Source organism: Parafrankia irregularis (assembly GCF_001536285.1).
GTDB classification, from domain to species: domain Bacteria; phylum Actinomycetota; class Actinomycetes; order Frankiales; family Frankiaceae; genus Parafrankia; species Parafrankia irregularis.
The window spans coordinates 339,917-359,232 of sequence record NZ_FAOZ01000003.1; the positions used below are offsets into that span (position 1 = coordinate 339,917).

Here is a 19,316-nt window from a genome sequence, read left to right on the forward strand (position 1 = left end):
GGTCAGGTGCTCCTGTTCTGCCGTTCCACCAGGTCAGCGATCTGGTTGCCGAGTTTCGCGAGCCCCGGTCCCGCGCATGCCGAGCGCAGTGCGGCGCGTAGGTGGTGGGGTGTGGTGCCGCCGACGAGCTGTCGTAACGCTGGGAGGAGTCCGCTGACCTCGATGTCGCCGAGGCTGACGGCGTCCTGGCCTGCGGCGTTGGCAGGATGTTCCTGGAGTTCCCTCAGCTGCTCGACGACCGTCGCGCCGACGAGCAGGAGGCCGCGGCGGCGCCAGTCAGGCGTGTCGGGATGTGGTCTGGTGGTCGCCCAGGGCTCGCTGGAGGCGCGGACAAGCGCGCGTCGCACGTCCTGCCAGCGGTACTTCCCCGCGGTCCACTGGCGCGTGTCCCCGGTGACGGCAGGGAGACCTGCGGAGAGTCGGTGCAGGGTGTCCGAGAGGCGGTCGGCTGTGTCGTCCGGGTCGACGAACGGTCGCAGCGCGCTCGCGCGGGCCGAGACGGCGCGGTCCACCGCATGGGCCAGCGCACAGTCGAGGCTTCGGGGTGGCAGCGACGCCAGCCGGGTGCGCAGCTCCGCCGACGGGGCGGGTGCAGGGAGTTTCAGGAGGTGCGCGAGCCCGATCATCTGGTGGGCCGCGACGGCTTCGACCCAGATGAGCAGGTCGGGTTCGGCTGCGAGGTGTGCCGCGTCGTTCACTTCCGCGAGGGTGCAGGCCCGCTGGCGGCAGTCAGCTCCACACAGCTGGCTGCGCCGACCCGCCAGCGGGACGCCGTCGTGGCGTGCGCCCGCGGCGGATTCCCGGTCGGAGCCGGGCGTCATCCGGGTGAGCACCGGCCGGTCCATCCCGTCCACGGTGACGGCGGCCACGCCGGCCGGCAGCGCGACGACCAGCTCCGACTGGGGGCGCTGGAGGTTCATGGTCGCGCCGACGGCGGCGCGGTCATCGGCCGACGGGAGCCGGTGCATGACCTTCAGCGCGGTGTTCTTCAGCACGTCCGGGACGATCTTGGCGGGAATCTGCTCGACGACCAGGACGCCCTCGCCGTAGGCACGGATCTCGGCGAGCAGTGACGCGAAGAGCTCGACGGCAGCTGCGGCAGGCCCGTGGTCGACATTGCGCAGCAGGCGGTGGGCCTCCTCGACGACCAGCAGGTGCCGCAGCCGGTCCGCCTCATCGCCGGCCGCCGCGCCGCCGGCGTGCCGGACACGCAGATGCTCGACGATGCGGACCAGCACGGCGCCGAGCAGGAACGCCTTGTCCTGGTCGTTGGTGATGTCCTCCAGTTCGAAGACCACGTTGCGGGTGAGGAGCGCGCCGATGTCCAGCGGGTGCCCGCCCTCGAAGAACCGACCGGGTGTTCCCTCCCGCAGCGAGCCGATCCGGACGTCGACGAAGCCCCGGACGTCCGCGGTGACCTGCGTTCCGTAACCGATCCGCTCGACCACCCGCGACGCGGTGCGCTGCAGGTCGCCGAGCGTCGGGTAGCGCGGCCGGGCGGGCCGCAGCTCCTCGTCGTCGTACATTCGCGGCCGGTGAGCTGGACGCATCCGGCTGGCGACCAGGTCCCAACCGGCATCGGAGTAGCAGACGGTCAACGCCCGCGCCAGCACCTGCGGGAATGGCTCGTGAGACTCGAACGCCGCCAGGAAGAGTGCCCGGACCAGGTCGATGTGGCTCTGCAGCGGGAACCCGGGCTCGGGCTCCAGGGGGTTGAGCGCCGCGGGTGCCGCGTCGATCCGGCCTGGCCGGATCACCAGCACGTCGTGGCCCGTGAGCCGTCCGGCCATCCGCGCGTACTCCGCCTTCGCCGGTTCGAGCACCATCCACGGAACCGGGTCGGGTGCGGTGGAGAGGGCCTCCAGCAGGGAGCGAACCGTCTGGGATTTCCCCGAGCCGGTCGCCCCGCAGACGAAGGCATGCCGGTTCAACGTCGCCCGGCTGACGGCCAGCGGCCCGGCGGGCGTCCATCCGGCGTCGAGCACCTCGCCGAGGTGGATGTCGCCACCCGCGGAGTCGTCCGTGCGGTTCGGCGGTTCGGCTGCGGCGAGGTGCCGAAGGGCGCCCTCGGGCGTGACGTCGAACGTGTGCGGGGCGACCAGAGTGATACCGGGAAGCTCCCGCCGGGGTGGCCGCGCGATCGCCGCGAGCAGCTCCGCACTTGCCCGGAACGGATACCGAGGGGCGGTCTGAGCCTCGAGCGCGACGGTGAGCGGTTCCGGCGGCTCCGGTGACGGAGTCAGCACGTACGGCAGGTCGTCGAGGTCGCTCGTGCCGCACAGAAGCGCCGCGGTCAGGCGGGCGTCGACCGGGTCCGCGCCGCCGGCGAGTACCCGCACCTCCCACATGCCGCTCGCGGCCGCGCGGGTCAGCTCGCGGTAGCGGGCGTCGCTGCGTTCGAGTTCCACGCGGGCCTGCGCGTCCCGGTCCCGCTGCTGCAGGAAGGGGATCGATCGGAGCAGGTCCGCGCTCTCGGCCTCGACGGACCTCGGTGACACGGGCGTGGCGAGAACCAGCCAGGCGTAGGCGCCCGGCAGGTGTGCGACGTGGTCGTCGAACGAGCCGCGACGCTGCGCCCTTCCGCTCGCCGCGGGGGCATGCGCGGGCCGCGACCACAGCGCGTCCGAGATGCCGGTGCAACGCTGCCACACCGGGAAAGCGCCGAGCGCGGTGACGACCGCGGCTGTCTCGATCGCGACGGCCTTGCCACCAGGCGGATAGAGCACGGGTTCCGGCTCACCGGTGGTCCGCTCTGGCGACCCGGCCGTGGACGTTCCGCGCGCGGCGGGTGGGAACCCCGGGTATCCGCCGACGAGGAACCAGGTGTGTGGGTCGCCGGGCCGGCGTAGCCACGCCACCGCGATCATCGCCCCTGGCGCCGCCCCGGCGACCAGCGCGGCGTGCGCCGCGACGAGCGCCGCGCACAGCTGTGTCGGTGTCTCGTCAGGCTGGCCGTCCTCCGGTGGGCGGGGTACCGAGATCAGCCGGTGGAATCGGAGACCGTGCAGGTCCACCGCGTTCATCGCATCGCCTCAGCCGGCATACCCGGGCGGCTGCCCCTGCCACGCCGGTTGCGCGGATGGAAGCGGGTAGGCGTGCGGCGGAGGGTAAGCGCGCCCGGGCCCGCCGTGTCCCGGCACAGCTGGTCCTGGCGCGCCCTCGGGCACGCGGTTCACGTCCGCGACCTTGGGGAGCAGCACGGTGCCCGGATTGCAGTCTCCGCTGCGTACCCGGCCCGGGCCGTCCACGGTTCCGACGAGGACGAACGCCGTCGCAGGCAGGCTCTGCAGCACGGTCGGTTCGACGGTGTACTCGTGCACCCGCTGGTAGGTGGAACCGTCGTTACGAGAAGTCGTCTCGGTGAAGCTCCGCGTACGCTGCCAGGTTTCGGAGAACGAACTGCTCACCGAGGAGTTCCGGCTGTCCGTCGAGTGCAGTCCGTAGCCCGAGCTGCGGCCTTCCGACACCGACTCTCCGACCTGCTCTCCGTGGCTGGAGCTCACACCGTCGGCAAGGCTGCGGCCGATCTGCTCGGTGAGCTGGGAGAGCGTGAACCGGTAGCCCCTGCCGATGAAGTCGGCCGCGACGCCGGCCTCCCGCGCGTTACCGAGACGCATGATCACGGCAGCCCCCCCGTGGGTGCCGAGCAGGCGTTCGGCGTCGTCGGCGAGCCGCTCGAACATCAGGACCAGACGGACCTGGGTCAGCTCGGCATGCCGGACGAGTGCGTCGAGGGCGGTGCGGCCGACACGGTCGGCGCCGGCGACGACGAGGACCGGGCGGCTGGTCATAGATGACCGTTGACGCATCCGCGCGAGAACCGCCTGGACAACGATCCGGTCGACGAGCGACTTGTGACGGGCCGACACCCCACGGCTCGAGGTGGCGAGCACCCGCAGATGCCGGTCGGGCCACCAGCCCGGGTCACCTGCCGGACGCCGGGGCGCCGGGCCAGGGGTCGGCTGTTCCGCGAAGTGGTCGAGCTCGGTGCGCAGGAAGCGGATCTGATCGGCGACCCGGTCCCGCTGGGCGAGACCGTGCATGCGCTGCTGCAGCGCGGCGATCTCCGCGGTGGCGAGCAGCCCCGTGTGGAGTGCGTCCTCGTGGTTGTCCAGCACGCGCAGCGCGGCGGCGAGACGCGCGAAGGAGAAAGGCGGCGCGAGCCTTGTGGTGACGGTCCTGAGGATGTCGGCGTCGATGACCCGAAGCGTCGGCTCACCGCCGTCGCGGCGCTCGGCGTCGATGGCGTCCGCGATCAGATCGGCGACCTCGTTGGCATCGAGACCGTCGAGCGTCCCGACCTGCTCCAACGCGGCGGGAAGTTCGTGGACGTCCGCCGGAACACCCGCGTGGCCGGCCAGCGAGACGAGCTCGTCGGCCACGCCTCGCTCGGTCAGGTCGATCAGCAGGATACCGCGACCCGACCCCAGAAGGGACGCACCACAGGTGGCGAGAAGACTGCTCCAACCCGCCGTTGTTCCACCAAGGACGTCGATTCTCGGGGCTCCGACGGCGTCGAGGGGGAAGTACAGCGTCGCCCGCTCGATCCGCTCCGCCTCGGCCTGGTCATGTGCGTACAGGCGTTGCCGCCACTGCACCGTCAGGACCTGGTAGGAGCGCTCATAGTGCATGAACTCCGCAGACGCCTGTGCGTTCGCATCGATGACGCGGCGATGGAGGATCGAAACCCGGATGAACGGGATTGAGGCGATGAAGACGCCGATGGTCAGAAGGAGAACGGCGGGAGCCTGATCACGCTCGTAGAAACCGGCGAGCGACCACAGCCCGAAGAGACCACCTATCAGCATCCAGGGGCCGAAGGATGTCTGCTCCTGCGTGCGTTGGAGGTCGGACACGTCCGGCGGCGAAGGCGGCTGCCAGATCGGCGGGCGGTGCAGCTCCGGGGCCGGCGCGGGCGGTGCCGGCGGCACGAACTCCCAGCCCCAGCGCTCGCGCGGGATGAACAGCAACCGGACAAGCTCGGTCGCCGTGTTCACGTCGCCACCGTCGGCCTCACCGGGGCTGCCGATGTCGGTATGGGGCGGATCCGTGCTGGCGGTCGGAATGCCGTGGCCACGCAGGCCGTGCTCGCGTCAGCGATGCCAACCGTTCCTCCACCCCGGTGGAGCCCCGGTGGCCCCTACCGAGCGTTCACTGTTCCACGCCTCACGTCCCCGAGTCGTTGGCACAGAGCGCGGAGAAGTTTGGGAAACAGCGCACGGCTCAGGCGTCCAGGTCGCGAGATTCCGCGCGCCTGAGATCCCTGGGTGGGGCGCCGTAGGCGGCCCGGAAGGCGCGGCTGAAGTCCGCGGGATGGCGGAATCCCCACCGGGCGGAGATATCGCCGATTGTGAGGTGTCCCAACCGGGGATTCAGAAGATCATCTTTGCAGCGCTCGAGGCGGCGGCGTCGAACCATCGCGCCGACCGTCTCGGGCTGCCCCTGGAACAGCTGGTGCAGCGTGCGCACGGATATGTGATGGGCTGCGGCAATGGTGGCTGGCCGCAGTTCTCGGTCACCGAGGTTGTGGTCGATGAAGGTGTCGATGCGTGCCCGCAGCACCTGCTCACGGGTTTCCACCGGCAGCGTGCGCTGCGCGCCCAGGTGACTCGCGAGGAAGGTGCTGGCCAGATCGAAGCCGATGCGGCCCAACCGATGCAGTTCAGTCGAGCCAGGCGCGGCGGTCTCCTCCCGGAAGCCGGACAGGAACTGGCCTAGCAGCGCTCCCGTCTGGCTCCGCACGAGGAGAGCACTGCCCAGCAGCCGGTCCGCCGCGTCGCCCGACAACGGCAGGGAGGCTCTGGGCAGCCGCATCAGCGTCACACGTTTCTGGCGACCGTGGTCCAGGAAATCGGCCGCCAGGGGGTGGGACGTGTCGAACAGTGCGATGCCTCCGGACTCGAGACATGTGACATTGCCGGATTGTTCCACTCTGATTGGGCTGCCGTGGACCATGAACAGGTAGTAGTCCTCCGGGTCGTAGCTCCGGATGAGGGCGGGGCTCCGACGGCCCGACAGCGGCGAGAACGTGAGTGTCGTTACGGCTCCACCAGCCAGATCGAACACGTTGATTTTCCCGCGGAAACAATCAGCATAATCACTGGTCGCCGCGGTGGGCATGATATCCTGACACATTCGATGCATCCACCACTCGAACCGTTCCCGGGTCGGAACGATGTCAGTGGACAGGGTCGTTACGGGGTCCCGCACCAGGGGCAGATTCTGGGACACAGGTTCAGACACTCGTTTACCGATCCGCAAAGACGAAGTATGACAGACAGTTCGTACGATCTTACGGCTGAAGCCCGTTTGGACGCGGAAGTACGGCGCAGCCGGTGATGTAAGGTATGGACGGCTGCCGGTGGATCGGATCAGCTCCCAGCGCTGGACAATGCGACGAACCGGCGGGCGAGGGTGGCCGCGTGCAGATCGGTCAGGCGCCCGACCGCGATCGCCGCGACCGGGCCGGCCAGGCCCGCCACCAGCGCGGGCAGGCGGCGGCGCATCCGGGCAGGTGAAGCTCCCAGGCGCGCGGCGGTGGCGTCGACGCTGCCGTCCGTCTCCAGCCACGCGTGCAGCAGATCGACATCCGCGGGGGCCAGGCCGGCCAGTGTCCGCTCGGCGAAAGCCCTCAGGCGCTGCGGCGGGATGCCGACGAGCAGCCGTTCCAGGCCCAGGTCGTCGAAGAGCAACGACGTCCGCTCGGGGTCGCCGGTACGCGAACGGTCGTCCGGCGCTGAGGCGCCGCCCCGCGCTGGGGTGCCGTCCCGTACGGGGTCGCCGGCCTGCGCGTGGCCGGCTCGCAGCAGGGCCAGGACCGCGTCCGCCGCGCCGAAGGAGGTGGCGGTCTCCGACGGGTCGACCGGGTCGCCCGGCACCACCGGTCCCGCGGCGGCGAGAACCGCGCCCGGTGAGCCGAGCTGGAAGGCGAGGTGCCGCGTCAGCCGGCCGAGCTCGGCCGGCACGTCACCGGACAGCAGCGTCCATGCCCGGTCACGGTCGCGCAGCACCGGGAAGCCGATCACCTCACAGGCCTTCGCCCAGGCGTCCTGGTCACTGCCGCGGTGCCACAGTGCCGCACCCGCGTGGGGGATGCGGACGTCCAGCCCGGCGCTCTCCGCGACGCGGACGAACTCGGCTGCCGGCCCGATCGCGCCATGCCGCAGGTCGTCGATCACCACATCGACCCCGCGGGCGAGGCCGGCGGCGTGGGCGTCGCGCCGCAGCGCCACGATGGCAAGCGCCGTGGCGGCGGCCTCGACCAGCCGATCGGCGTACGCCTGGTCGGCGTCGAGCAGGAGCGCGCCCAGGTAGCGCTGTCCGATGCGCACCGGGCCGCCGTGCCCGCACCAGCCGTCCCGGCACCTGACGGCGGCCGGGCCGAGCGCGGGACGGACCAGCAGGGCGGCCAGTGCGACGGCGGAGCTGCCCGCGGTCGGCCCCCGCGGGGTCGACGGCTCGGAGGCGGCCAGCAGCGCTCCGGTCAGGTCGAGCAGCCGGAACTCCCGGCCTGTGGCGGTGGCGAGCAGGCCGAGCAGGGTGCCCCATCCCGCGCCGTCGAAGGCCGCCTCGACGAGGTCGGCTTCCAGCCCGGCCAGATCCGGAGCCGCATGCACGGAAGCTGTATGCACGGATGCTGTATGCACGGATGCTGTATGCACGGAAGCCGCCGGGGGCACGGCTACCATGCCCCCGGTGGCTCGGTGGCGATGACGGCCAGTTGGCCGGGCAGCAGCGAACGGACAGCCCAGGGCACCAGGCCCACCTCGGCCAGCCACGACATCAGCACCGGCAGCTCGATCACCTCGGCCTCCCAGGTGTTCGCCAGCAGGGTCAACGCCATCGACTGCGGCAGCGCGGCCTCAAGGTCGCGGCCGGTCGGAGGCCGCGCCGGGCGGTAGTAGTCGGAGATCACGACGAAGCCGCCGGGGCGCATCGCTCCCCTGGCCCGCAGCAACAGCGCCTTGGCCAGGTCGGCGGACTGCAGCCCGAGGACGTGCCCGATGGTCACCACGGCCGCCTCCCCGACGGGCAGGACGGCGTCCAGATAGCTGCCGGCCTGCACCTCGAGACGGTCGGCCACGCCGTGGGTGGCTGCCGCGGCCTGCGCGAACGGAATGATCGACGGCAGGTCGACGGCCAGAGCGCGCGCCCGCGGCCAGACCTGCAGCATTCCGATCGCCCACGGAGCGGCGCCGGCGCCGAGGTCGAGCACCAGCGCGTCCGGGCCGGGATCGGGCAGGTCGGCGGCGACGGCGGCGGCGACCGCCCGCTGGGTGGGTGCGCTCGCCTGGGCGAGCCTCCCGTAGAACAGGCCGGCGTCGTCCTCGACGGTGCGGGTCGGCCGGCCGCGCCGCAGGGTGGCCGACAGTTCCGGCCAGGCGGACGTCGGACCGGGCGAGAAGCGCAGCATGTCGGCCATGGACAGGTCGGAGCCGCGCAGCAGGAAGCACCGCGCCGCCGGGGTGAGCGCGAAACGACGCTCCCCGGCGGCCTCCAGCAGGCCGGCGGCGACCAGGTAGTCCAGGACGACGACGAGCCGCGTCGGCGCGACCTCGGTGCGCGCCGCGAGCTCGTCCACCCCGCCGGGCCCGTCCGCGAGCGCCTCGAAGACACCCAGGTCGAGCGCGGCGACGACCGCCCAGTAGCGGGTGTAGCCGGCGATGACCTCCCAGATCGGCAGCGGCGGGCCGGCGGGGAAGAGCGTCCCCTCCAGGTCCGGGCCGGCCTCGGCCCACGCCGCGTGCGCTCCCACCTGCTCCACCACATGCCCTCCGGGGGTCACCACCAGGCCTCGCCGGACCTGGTCAGGCCGGATTCACCCGCGGGCGGCACGGCGGGAACGACAGCCCAGGCATCGTATGCACGGGATCGAACCGTTTCCGCCGCAGCCCGCGGCGGCGGCGAAAACAGCCGCCCGGCCGCGGCGGAGGCTGCGGCCGCGCCGGCCACGGCTTCGGGCAGAAGCTCACACCGCCGGGAAGTCGCTCTTACGGATCTTGCAGTGGACGCCCTTGACGTCGTCGACGACCTGGCTGACCGCGAAGTCCCCGGCGGCGGACAGATACGCCATCGCGGCGGCGCGGCTCATCCCCATCCGCGTCGACAGGAACGCGACAGCGGCCCGGGTCGCCTTGCGCATCGCTTCGTCGAGGTCGCGGTCCATGCCGAGCGGCAGCCAGTAGGCGTCCGTCTCACCGAAGGGCTCGCGCAGCACACCGACGACCCGGTCGGCCTCGGCGCCGCGCAGGACGTCCAGCACCACCGTGGCGCGCAGCGGCGCCTCCAGCGCGGTGAGCGCGACCTCGCCGTCGCCCTGCGCGTAGTGCGGGTCACCGACGTAGAACAGCCCACCGTCGACCTGGACGGGCAGGTAGAACGTACTGCCGGCGCCGAGCATCGCCACGTCGACGTTGCCCCCGTGACCGCCCGGCGGCACCGACGGCACCGGTTCGGTGACGTTCGGCGCGACTCCCATCACGCCGAGGAACGGGGCCAGCGGGAACACCGCCTCCGCGCCGGGCAGGCCCGGGTTGCCGAACGGCAGCACCCCGTAGTCGAGGCCGCCGGAGCGACGGGTCCGGACGAACGTGCACACCGAGCCGTAGCGGTCGGGATGGGCCACGTCGGCGTCCGGGTGGCGGACGGTGCCCTCCGGGAACTCGCCGGCCAGGCAGCCGAGCCCATGCCGGTTGCTGATCACACCGAACGGGGCGCGCAGGTCGAGGCCGACCACCCGGACCCGCAGCAGGTCCCCGGCCACCGCCCCGTCGACCTGGATGGGGCCGGTCACGACATGTGGCCCGGCGTCGAAGTCGTGCACGATACCGGACGCGGCGATCGCCACCTGGTCGGCTGGCACCTCGTCCGGCCGCGCGCCGTGCGCGCCGAAATACGCCAGCGGGTCCCGGCCCTGGTCCTCCATGATCCCCTCATGGCTGACCGTGTCGATGATGACCGCGCTTCCCGGCGCGACCCTCAGGACAGGCGCCGATTCGGCATTGGGCAGCCAGCCCCAGCGGACGGTGTCCGGCGTCGAGGGCAGGTACGCGGCGCCGTCGATGCCCGCGGCCGCCGGGCCCGTGCTCAGGGTCGTCATGCCGCCACCTCGATCTTGTTCGCCGCGGCGGATGCCGCCGTGGGAACCGGGGCACGGTCGGCGCCCGGCCAGTGCGCGGTGTAGCGGCGGACCAGCCAGCGGTTGAACTGCGCCTGCGCCTCCTCCAGGTACGAGTAGCGCCCGCGCGGGGCGAACCGGCTGGTCAGCCCCTGCTGGACGCCGGTCGTCGCCTCGACGTCCTGGGCGACGATGCCGTTGACCCCGGCGTTGGAAAGCTCGTACTTCTCCTCGAAGAGCCGGTCGCGCAACGCGTCCGGATGGAACAGGTAGTTCACATCCACCGCGATGTGCCCGGCGTCGACCGGACGGATCAGAAAATAGAACGCCTGGTCCGGCGCGACACCGATGCACAGCGTCGGCGGGACGAGCGCGAAGGCCGCGCGGGAGCGCTCCTCCTCGGTGATTCCCGGGAAGACCGGCAGCAGCGCACGCTGCAGCGCGTTGAAACCGCCGTCGGGGTGAAGAAAACCGTTCGTACGGGCGATCGCCGCGTCATCGTCGTCGTAGGGCAGGAACTCCGAACGGTCACTCGGGCAGAAGTCGTGCACGCCGGCATGCAGCCGGCTCGCGTGGTAGCCGTCGTTGAAGTTCTCGAACATCACCTTCCAGTTCCAGGGCATGGAAGGACTGGAGAAGGAGTTCCGGGCGACGCACCGCTCGAGTTCGAAGTTCGCCAGCAGCGCGTCGAGCTTCGCCAGCCTCGGTGCCAGCGGCAACGGGTCGGCCCGCAGGCTGGTGAAGACGAAGCCCTGCCACAGCTCGACGGGCAGTGACGGCAGGCCGTGCCGGGAACGGTCGAAGCCCTCCGTGCGGCCCATCTCGCGGGCGCCGACCAACCTGCCGTCGAGGCCGTACGTCCAGTGGTGGTAGGCGCATTTGAAGGCGCGGCAGTTTCCGCTGCCCTCGCTCACCAGCATTCCGCGGTGCTGGCAGACCGGGGAGAGCACCCGGATCCGCCCGTCCTGCCCGTGGACCATGGTGAGCCGTTCACCGATGATGTCGACGTTGACGAAGTCGCCCGGGTTCGCCACGTCGGACGCCCGGCCGAGGCAGAGCCATTCCTGGCCGAAGACGGCATCCTTCTCAAAGGCGAAGAACTCCGCGTCGGTATAGACGGAAGGTGGCAGCGTGACCGCCTGTGCGGTCGGCCGCACGGAGTCGGCGAAGGATTCCAGCAGCTGCGGGGTGAGTACCGTCATGGCGTCTTCCTGATAGGCGGAATGCAGAGGCGGAGCTGCTGGCGGGCGGTCAGACCAGCGTCCAGCGGGATTTCGCGGGCAGTCCGGAGCGGGCCGTGATCGCCTCTCCGGCCGCCTGCGCGGCGGCGTAGAGCGCCTCCTCGTCGATCACCGTGTGGTGGTAGTTCTCGACCACGCGGCGGCCGTCGACCCACACGCTGTGCACACCGCGGCCGTCGGCGGACCACACCAGCTGGTTGGCGACGTTGAGCAGCGGGCGCCATTCGGGGCGGTCGGTGTCGTGCGCGACGAGGTCGGCCCTGCGTCCGGGCGCCAGCACGCCGATCTCGTCGGCCAGGCCGAGGCCGCGGGCACCGCCGACGGTCGCCATCGCGAACGCCTCCTCGGCGGGGAACATCGTCGGGTCCTGGCGGCCGTCCTTGAACAGCCCGGCGACCAGGTAGGTCGCGCGCATCAGGTCGGAGTAGTTGCTGGCGTTGTTGCCGTCGGTGCCGATGGCGACGTTGACCCCGCGGGCGGCCATCTCGGGGAACCTCCCGATCCGCGTCACGCCGTAGGAGACCTTCAGCGCCGTCGTCGGGCAGTGCGCGACGGACGTCCCCGTCCGCGCGAGCAGGTCGATCTCGGCGTCGTCGACGTGCACCGCATGGGTGAGGATGACGTTGTCCCCGAGCACGCCGAGGTCGGCGAGGTGCTCCATCGGGCGGCGCCCGTAGGTGGCGAGGAAGTACGCCGGGTCGACCTCGGCCGGCGACATGTGGAACGACAGCCCGGTGCCCCGCTCGCGGGCGAGCCCGGCCGCCGCCTGCCACAGCTCGTCGCTGCAGGTGTTGTGGCCGACGAGGATCGGCCAGGCGGCGATCCGCCCGTCGGCGGCGGAGGCGAACCGGTCGAGCTCGTCGACCAGCCCCTTGATGGCGTCGTCGGTGTTCTGCCGGTAGACGTCCGGCTCCGGTGGCAGGTCCCAGGTCCAGCGGCCGACCCGGCCACGGATGCCGGTCTCGGCGAGCCCGTCGACGACGGCGTCGAGGAAGCGGATCGTGCCCGCCTCCAGGAAGCTGGTGGTGCCGCTGCGCAGCATCTCCAGGGCGGCGAGCTGGCCGGACAGCCGCTCCTCCGGCTCGTTGTAGGCGGCGTAGAGCGGGCAGAGCCAGGCGAAGACGTTCTCCTCGAAGGGCGTGTCATCCGGGACGTAGCCGCGGGTCAGCGGCTCGCCGGTGATGTGGATGTGCGTGTTCACCAGGCCCGGCGTCAGCACGAACCGACGTCCGTCGACGGTCTCGGCGGCCCGGTACCCGGCGAGGATCTCGGCGGTCGGACCGACGGCGGCGATCGTGTCACCGGCGATCGCGACCGCGCCGTCCCGCAGGACCCGGCGATCGTCGTCCATGGTGACCACGACCGCTCCGGCGATGATCGTGTCGACCGGCACAGGCGCGCCGGCCGGCGCCGCCGCGGGCACGGAGTCGGGTGGGGAGTCAGCTGGGGAGAGGTCCTCGGGAGGCATCGTCACTTCCGGTTCCTGGGTGTGGATGAGGGATGTCAGGGGCGGCGGGCGGTCATCACGGTCTGGCCGGGCAGCGGCTGGAGCGTCGCGGCCGGTTCCAGGCCCGCCGCCCGCATCCAGCCGTGCAGGTCGGCGACCCGGAAAACGCCGTCGCCGCCGGTTGACGCGAGCATGGTGAGGCCCATGAGCAGGGCCGGAGCGGACGGTGCGGCGGGCACCTCCGGCCGCGGGTAGTCGGCGACGACCAGCGTGCCGCCCGGCCGCAGCGCCGCCGCGGCCCGCGCCACCAGCCGGCGCGCTCCCGCGACGGACTCGGCCCGCAGCACATGGCCGAGGACGACGACGTCGGCGGCGGCGTCCGGAAGCTCCACCTGGTGGTAGTCGCCCGCCACCACCCGCACCCGGGCACCGGCCCGCACAGCGTCGACCGCGGCATCACCCACCACGGCGATCGCCCCTTCGGTCACGGCGACGACCTCGGGCAGCTCCACCGCGAGCGCGTGGGCCCGCGGCCACGCCGTCAGGAACGCCAGCGTCCACGGTGCGGCGCCGGCGCCCAGATCGATCACCAGCGGGTCGGCCCCGATCGGGCTCAGCGTGTCGACGACCGCGCGGGCGACCTGCCGTTGCACAGGAGCGGTGGCCCTGGCCAACGCCGGGTAGAAGCCGCCCGGGTCGTCCTCGATCCGCACCGCCGGCGCGCCGCGACGCAGCGTCTGGGCGAGCTCCGGCCACCGTTCGTGAGGCCCTGGTGCGCCGCGGACGAGCGCCACCATCGTCCGTGGCGCACCGGCGAGCAGATATGTGGCCGCGACCGCACCGAGCTGATAGCCGATGGCGGGCTCGTGGGTGAGCAGGCCGAGTGCCACCAGGGTGTCGGCGAGCAGCGCCGTCCGGTGCTCGTCCACGTCCACCGCGGCGGCCAGCGCGGACGCCGGCTGCGGGCCTGCGGCCAGTTGTTCGAACAGGCCCAGGTCCAGCGCGGCGACGACCGCCCAGTACCGGGTGAAGCCGTGGATCACCTCCCAGACCGGTGCCGGGCCGGGCACGACCGGCTCCGCGGCCAGCTCCGTCGACGAGCTCGGGTCGCGCAGATCACTCGGGTCGCTCAGCTCGACAGTCATGGGCGGAGAAGCACCTTGCCGACGGCCCGGCGCTCCTCCAGGCGGGACTGCGCCGCGGCGGCGTCGGCGAGCGGGAACTCCTCGTCCACCGGCGTCACCAGACCGCCACGCCAGTAACGCTCCAGCACCTCGCCGAACTCGCGGGCCGGGTACGGGTCGGAGCCGAGCAGCTTCAGGCCGAAGTGGAAGCTGTATTCCAGCGGCACCGTCGCCTCGGCGCCGGAGGTGTCGCCGACGAACACCAGCCGCCCGCGGGGCGCCAGGCTGAACAGGGACGCCGGCCACGTCGCCGGGCCGACATGGTCGAGCACCATGTCCACACCGCGGCCGTCGGTCGCCTCCCGTACCGCGCCCACCACCTGCTCGGATGGTGTGTCCGCCCCGGCGAGGATCAGATGGTCGGCGCCGATGCCGCCGGCGAACGCCAGCTTGTCGGCGCTGCTCGCGGTCGCGATGACGGTCGCTCCGAGCTGCTTGGCGAGCTGCACCGCGGCGAGGCTCACCCCGCTGGCCGCGGCGTGCACCAGCAGCGTCTCGCCTTCGCGAAGCCCACCGACCGGGCTCAGCGCGTGCCAGGCCGTCGTCCAGATCGTCGGCAGCAGCGCCGCCTCCGCCAGCGGTACATGATCGGGAACGAGATGTGCGTTCAACGCGGGGACCAGCACATATTCGGCGTAGCCGCCGGGAGCGTTGCCGCCGAGCACCCGCGTGTCCGGGCAGAAACCGTCGTTGCCCCGCAGGCAGGTCTCGCACTTCCAGCACGGCACCGCCGGATTGACCACCACCCGGTCGCCCTCGCGCAGCTCACCGGCCGCCGGGCCGACCGCCACGACCGTGCCGGCGATATCCATTCCCGCGATATGCGGGGACGCGAACCCGGGTATCTTCGCCGGACCGCGGCGCTGCATGACGTCCAGGTGGTTCAGACCGCAGGCCGCGACCTGGACGACGACCTCGCCGGCCCCCGGAACAGGGTCGGGAACAGTCTCGACCGCGAGCACCTCCACGCCACCGAACCCGTGCTGTACGACCGCCCGCACTCACGCCTCCTGTAGTTCTGGCAGTTGTCCATGCCACCGCCGACCAGAGCCGGTGCAGGTCATTTCCCTGGTGAGCCGGCCGGGCGGGGATTCGGCGGAGCCGTTTCCCGCGCCGGCACCGACGCTAGGTCCCGGCGGCGTCAGGCCCGATGTGCCGGGCGCACAAACGCTGGTCGGACCCGCCCGCTCGGCGACGGTCACCGGAACTGCCAGGACAGCGGACGTAGCACTCCCGAAACGGAGCACGCCGGGCGACATGATCAGTCGCCCGGCGTGGCCAGGGGATAGGGGATGCCGAGGAGGGGCGAGGTGCCGGCCGTCCACGGCCGTCGTGCGGTCAGAACGGATCAGGACGCGACCTCAGGACGGACCAGGACTGGGCCTCAGGACGGGACCTGTACCGCGTAGACCTGCTCGTGGTCGGCGGGTGTCCACATCCAGCCGGCGCCCAACCGGGAGCCCAGCACGTCGGCCGCGCGCACCGGGTACGGCTCCTCCGGATTCGTCATTCCCCACCGCCTCGCGATCGTGTGAGCTTCGGCACGCGCGGAGGTGATCGCCTCCTCCTCATCCGCGTACACACCGATGATCCTCAACACCGGCTCCTCGATGATTCCGCATTCAATGCATCCGACCTTGCAGACGAGCCAGCTCACGTTACTTCGCACCGAACCCACCCTCCGCATTCACGATATTTCCAGGTGCCGACGCCCCGCTCCTGAACCGCCGAACGAGCGACTTTCAGAATGCGCGACAACAACGTGAGTTCAGGCGAACTCACGGCGGCCAGGTTACGTAGCAGACCATCGGGAACCGCGCTGAGCCCGTTATGGGGTGGGCCACCGGTCAGCCGCACGCCGCTGACCAGCCATCGGCCGCCGGAACAGCCCGAGATCCGGAACCATCGGCAGACACGAAAGGTGGGCGAGGGCGAATCACCCGCGGTGTTCGATCACGCTCACTTCGGCAGGCTGGCGGGTTCCGGCGTACCTGGAAGGCCCCCGGGCGGATCCGCCGGACTGCCGTCGAGCCGGGCCCGGCTCTGCGCGACAAGCCGCTGGACCTCCAGCTCGACCTGCTCCGCGTCAAGCCCCAGCGACCGGCCTATGTGGGCTGACCAGACCTCGGAACGCAGATTCGTCTCGAAGTCGATGTCGGCACGGATGTTGTCCCGGGCAGCCTGGCGATTCTGGCTCACCATGACGAAGGTCGACAGGAAGATCGCCTCCAGGCTGACGACCATCGTGAGCAGACCGAACGGGTACGGGTCGAAGACCGCCGCCTTGCCGAACACGCCCAGGTTGACCAGGATCCATCCGGCGAACCACACCGCGTGCAGATAGGCGAAGCGCATCCTTCCCGCGGACCTGGTGATCGCGTCCGCGACCCGCTCCTCGGTCCCGCGCATGCGGGCGAAGGTCTCCCGCTCGTGGGGCAACGTGACCATCGAGCGGTGCGGCGTGGCGGTGACGCTGTCCGCAGGCGACGGCACGTTGGCGTCGCCTGCGCCCCGCTGCCCCGGCGTAAGGGTCACGACGCGTCTCCTCCTGCCCGGCCTGTCGGCCTCCCGGCGCTCACCATTCTCGCAAGGCCATCGGCAACGGCGTTGCCCGCGGACGGCCCAAGCTGGCCACATCTGCGGGCTCATCCGGGCGGTACCGGACCTGGTGCCCTGGCGGCCCGGGAGGCCGGGAGGCTACGTCGGAACCGGCCGACGCTCGGTGACCGACTCGTCGGCGGAAGCCGTGGGCGCCGCCGACAGTGCCTGGAGGACCTCGCGGGCCACCACCGCGGCGTGCAGGCGCCACATGCGGGTCGGTTCGTCGTCCTGCAGACCGAGCAGTTCCCTGACCCGGTTCATCCGGTAGCCGACCGAGTTGCGGTGGACGTGGATGCGTTCGGCCACCGCGGCCCGGCTGCCGTTGGTCTCCAACCAGGCCGCCAGGGTGACGAACAGGTCGGGCCGTTCGAGCAGCGGGCCGAGCTCGGCGCGGGTGAACGCCTCCAGACGGCTGCGCGGCACCGCGAGCAGCAGGCCGGCCAGACCCAGCTCCGAGTGCACCAGCGTCATCCCGTCGCCGCGATGGCGCAGCAGGGCCAGCACCGCCTCCGCCTCGCTGAACGAGGATGTCGTCTCGGCGAGGTCGAAGCCGTTGTCGGTGACGACCGGGCCGGCGGCCGCGAGGACGGGGCGGTCCGGCCCGACCATGCCCTGCAGACGGTCCCGGATGCGGCCGAGCTCGCGCTCGATGTCGCCGGTGAGCACCGTCCAGCCCAGCTCACCGTCCCGCGCGGTGGGCGACTCGATCCAGGTGAGGCCGGTGCCCCAGGCCCGCCCATGCCGGCCGTCGTAGAAGAACAGGGCGGCGGCGTGCGGAACGGCCAGGTCGAGACCGAAGCGCGCGGCGGAGCGCAGCATCTCCTCGTGGCCTCGCGGTGATCCGAAACGGAGCTCGTTCGCCAGGCGGCTGGCGCTTTCCGCCCGCGCGGCGGCCTCCGCGTCCCGCCGCACCGCGACGATCGCCAGTGCGGTCCGCGCGGCGTTGACCAGTGCGTCGAGGCCATCCCGATCATCATCGGCGGCATCCTGGCCAGCGCTGCCGGCTTCCGTTTCCGGGGCCGGCGGGCCGACGCCGATCAGGAGCAGCCCGACGTAGCGCGAGCCGGCCTGGACGGTCGCACCCCGGCCGCGCCAGCCGTCCTCACAGGTCACCTCGGTGTATCCGGGCCGGGTCAGCAACGCGGTCAGTCCGCCGCTCACTCCGGCCGCTGCCCCGGTCGATCCGGCTGACCCGGCCGTTCCCGCCGGGCCTGCCCAGCCGGTCGTTCCCGCCGGGCCCGGCGGGTTCGCCGCGACGACGTCGCCGTGCACGCCCAGCAGCCGGACCGGACGACCGGCCGCGGCCGCGAGCCGGCGGACGACCGGGCGCCAGTCGCTGCCCGACAGCGCGAGCTCGGTCAGCTCCCGGGCCAGCGCGGCGATGTCCGGCGCGGGCCGGGTGATGTCCGGCGCAGGCCACGGACCGCCCTGGAGCTCGGTGGGTCCCTGCGGCGCCACAGTCGTCGCGACGCGGTTGCTGGATGACACCCTGGCGTCACGTCCTCTCGAGCCTGTGTCAGCGGTTGCGGGCTTCCCACCTGCGGGTTCGCAGGTCCACCGGGCAGGATTACACAACGCGGCGGCAGCTCGGAACCGACGTGCGCAGATCCCGCGACGATGCGCCGGAGCGCGCCGGATCAGTCCGCCGCGGCAGTCCCCTCCGGCGTCGCCGCGCCGTCGGCGGGCCGCGACCCGGCGGGAACCGCCCCGCTGTCCCAGTAGTCAACGCGGTGCGCGACCAGTCCAGCCCGCAGGGTAAGCAGCCACAGACCGCGAATCCGCAGCGCCCCCTCGGGCATCGACGCCGTCATCAGATACGGCACAGCGACCCGATCACCGGCCGCGACCGGGTCGGCGTCCGGGACGTACCGCAGCCCCGGGAACGCCGCGAGGAAGCCTGGCAGGCGCTCCCGGTAGGCAGCCCGCCCCACACAGCCCCGGCCCGCCGGCGAGGCGTGCTCGTTGCGGAAGTCCTCGGTCACACAGGCCGCGACAGCATCCGGATCACCGGCGTTCAGCGCCGCGATGTAGGCCGCGGCCGGCCGGGGCAGGCCGGTCCACGTCGCCTGCTCTCCGCCGAGTGCCTGCTCTCCGCGCACCTGCTCTCCGCCGAGTGCCGAGGTTCCGTCCGTGGGTGGTGCAAAGGTCACGACTTCGGGCCCCACAGTTCGCGGACGGTCGAGAAAACCCGCTGGTTGTGGCTGAACTCGATCACGTTGCCGTCCGGGTCGGTGACGGCGCAGATGTAGCCGATCGGGTCGGGCATGTCCCGGGGCTCCCAGTGCAGGCAGCCGGCGTCCCGGGCCCGGTCGGCGGCCTTGTCGACGTCCGCGCGGGTGGGCAGCTCGATGCCGATGTGCGCGAACGGCTTCATGATCCCCTGCTGGCTGCCGCGCGCGTTGTTGAACGCGGCGAGGACCAGCACGAACGGCGTCTCCCACTGGCCGGGGTTGGACAGCCAGGCGTTGCGGCCGTCGGCGTCCTCCCGCTCGGCCACCACGACCAGCGGAGTCATGCTCGTGTAGAAGGCGACGGACGCGTCCAGGTCACCCGACGGAAGGGCGATGTGGGTCCAGCGCGGCTGCGCGAGCCCCGGCCCGCCCGTGACCGCGGCGGCACTGTCACTCTCAGACCGCGGGCTCTCGGGCCGCACGCTCTCAGGCCGCACGCTCTCAGGCCGCGATGTCGTCTCAGGCCGCGCTGCTGTTGTCGCTTCGATCGTCACC

The 19,316-nt window shown here is 71.9% G+C and carries 15 protein-coding genes; all 15 read right to left on the reverse strand.

Annotated features, from left to right (window positions below; translation table 11 throughout):
• Positions 1-2: 2 nt before the first annotated feature.
• On the reverse strand, positions 3-3,023 hold the full coding sequence (locus AWX74_RS06375; RefSeq protein ID WP_091272597.1) for a helicase HerA domain-containing protein: 3,021 nt from the start codon (positions 3,021-3,023) through the stop codon (positions 3-5).
• Between the two features lie 9 nt (positions 3,024-3,032).
• A complete protein-coding gene (locus AWX74_RS06380) occupies positions 3,033-4,997 on the reverse strand; it encodes a hypothetical protein (RefSeq protein ID WP_091272599.1) in 1,965 nt (654 codons plus the stop codon).
• Between the two features lie 226 nt (positions 4,998-5,223).
• Positions 5,224-6,231, reverse strand: coding sequence for a helix-turn-helix domain-containing protein (locus AWX74_RS06385; protein ID WP_165615487.1), 1,008 nt, complete (start codon positions 6,229-6,231; stop codon positions 5,224-5,226).
• Positions 6,232-6,371: 140 nt separating this feature from the next.
• Positions 6,372-7,631, reverse strand: a complete 1,260-nt coding sequence (locus tag AWX74_RS06390; RefSeq protein WP_091272602.1) for a CdaR family protein — start codon at positions 7,629-7,631, stop codon at positions 6,372-6,374.
• A 50-nt stretch (positions 7,632-7,681) separates the two neighbouring features.
• Positions 7,682-8,788, reverse strand: coding sequence for a class I SAM-dependent methyltransferase (locus tag AWX74_RS06395; protein WP_242666108.1), 1,107 nt, complete (start codon positions 8,786-8,788; stop codon positions 7,682-7,684).
• A 180-nt stretch (positions 8,789-8,968) separates the two neighbouring features.
• Positions 8,969-10,099 carry an acetamidase/formamidase family protein gene (locus tag AWX74_RS06400; RefSeq protein ID WP_091272608.1) on the reverse strand — a complete coding sequence of 377 codons (1,131 nt, stop codon included), beginning with the start codon at positions 10,097-10,099 and terminating at the stop codon, positions 8,969-8,971.
• Positions 10,096-11,319 (reverse strand): aromatic ring-hydroxylating oxygenase subunit alpha, encoded by a 1,224-nt coding sequence (locus tag AWX74_RS06405; RefSeq protein WP_226930859.1) that lies wholly within the window; start codon positions 11,317-11,319, stop codon positions 10,096-10,098. The genes AWX74_RS06400 and AWX74_RS06405 overlap by 4 nt, the downstream gene beginning before the upstream one ends.
• A gap of 49 nt (positions 11,320-11,368) precedes the next feature.
• On the reverse strand, positions 11,369-12,826 hold the full coding sequence (locus AWX74_RS06410; RefSeq protein WP_091272948.1) for an amidohydrolase family protein: 1,458 nt from the start codon (positions 12,824-12,826) through the stop codon (positions 11,369-11,371).
• A gap of 35 nt (positions 12,827-12,861) precedes the next feature.
• Positions 12,862-13,950, reverse strand: coding sequence for a class I SAM-dependent methyltransferase (locus AWX74_RS06415; protein WP_091272611.1), 1,089 nt, complete (start codon positions 13,948-13,950; stop codon positions 12,862-12,864).
• A complete protein-coding gene (locus tag AWX74_RS06420) occupies positions 13,947-14,990 on the reverse strand; it encodes an alcohol dehydrogenase catalytic domain-containing protein (RefSeq protein WP_091272614.1) in 1,044 nt (347 codons plus the stop codon). The genes AWX74_RS06415 and AWX74_RS06420 overlap by 4 nt, the downstream gene beginning before the upstream one ends.
• 383 nt (positions 14,991-15,373) lie before the next feature.
• A complete protein-coding gene (locus AWX74_RS06425; RefSeq protein WP_091272950.1) occupies positions 15,374-15,658 on the reverse strand; it encodes a hypothetical protein in 285 nt (94 codons plus the stop codon).
• Positions 15,659-15,948: 290 nt separating this feature from the next.
• Positions 15,949-16,524 carry a DUF1003 domain-containing protein gene (locus AWX74_RS06430; RefSeq protein ID WP_091272617.1) on the reverse strand — a complete coding sequence of 192 codons (576 nt, stop codon included), beginning with the start codon at positions 16,522-16,524 and terminating at the stop codon, positions 15,949-15,951.
• A gap of 162 nt (positions 16,525-16,686) precedes the next feature.
• Positions 16,687-18,078, reverse strand: a complete 1,392-nt coding sequence (locus AWX74_RS06435) for a PucR family transcriptional regulator (protein ID WP_091272620.1) — start codon at positions 18,076-18,078, stop codon at positions 16,687-16,689.
• Between the two features lie 149 nt (positions 18,079-18,227).
• Positions 18,228-18,689 carry a nuclear transport factor 2 family protein gene (locus AWX74_RS06440; RefSeq protein WP_207550260.1) on the reverse strand — a complete coding sequence of 154 codons (462 nt, stop codon included), beginning with the start codon at positions 18,687-18,689 and terminating at the stop codon, positions 18,228-18,230.
• Positions 18,690-18,736: 47 nt separating this feature from the next.
• Entirely contained in the window at positions 18,737-19,315 is a 579-nt protein-coding gene (locus AWX74_RS06445) for a VOC family protein (protein ID WP_091272622.1), read from the reverse strand.
• Position 19,316 lies beyond the last annotated feature (1 nt).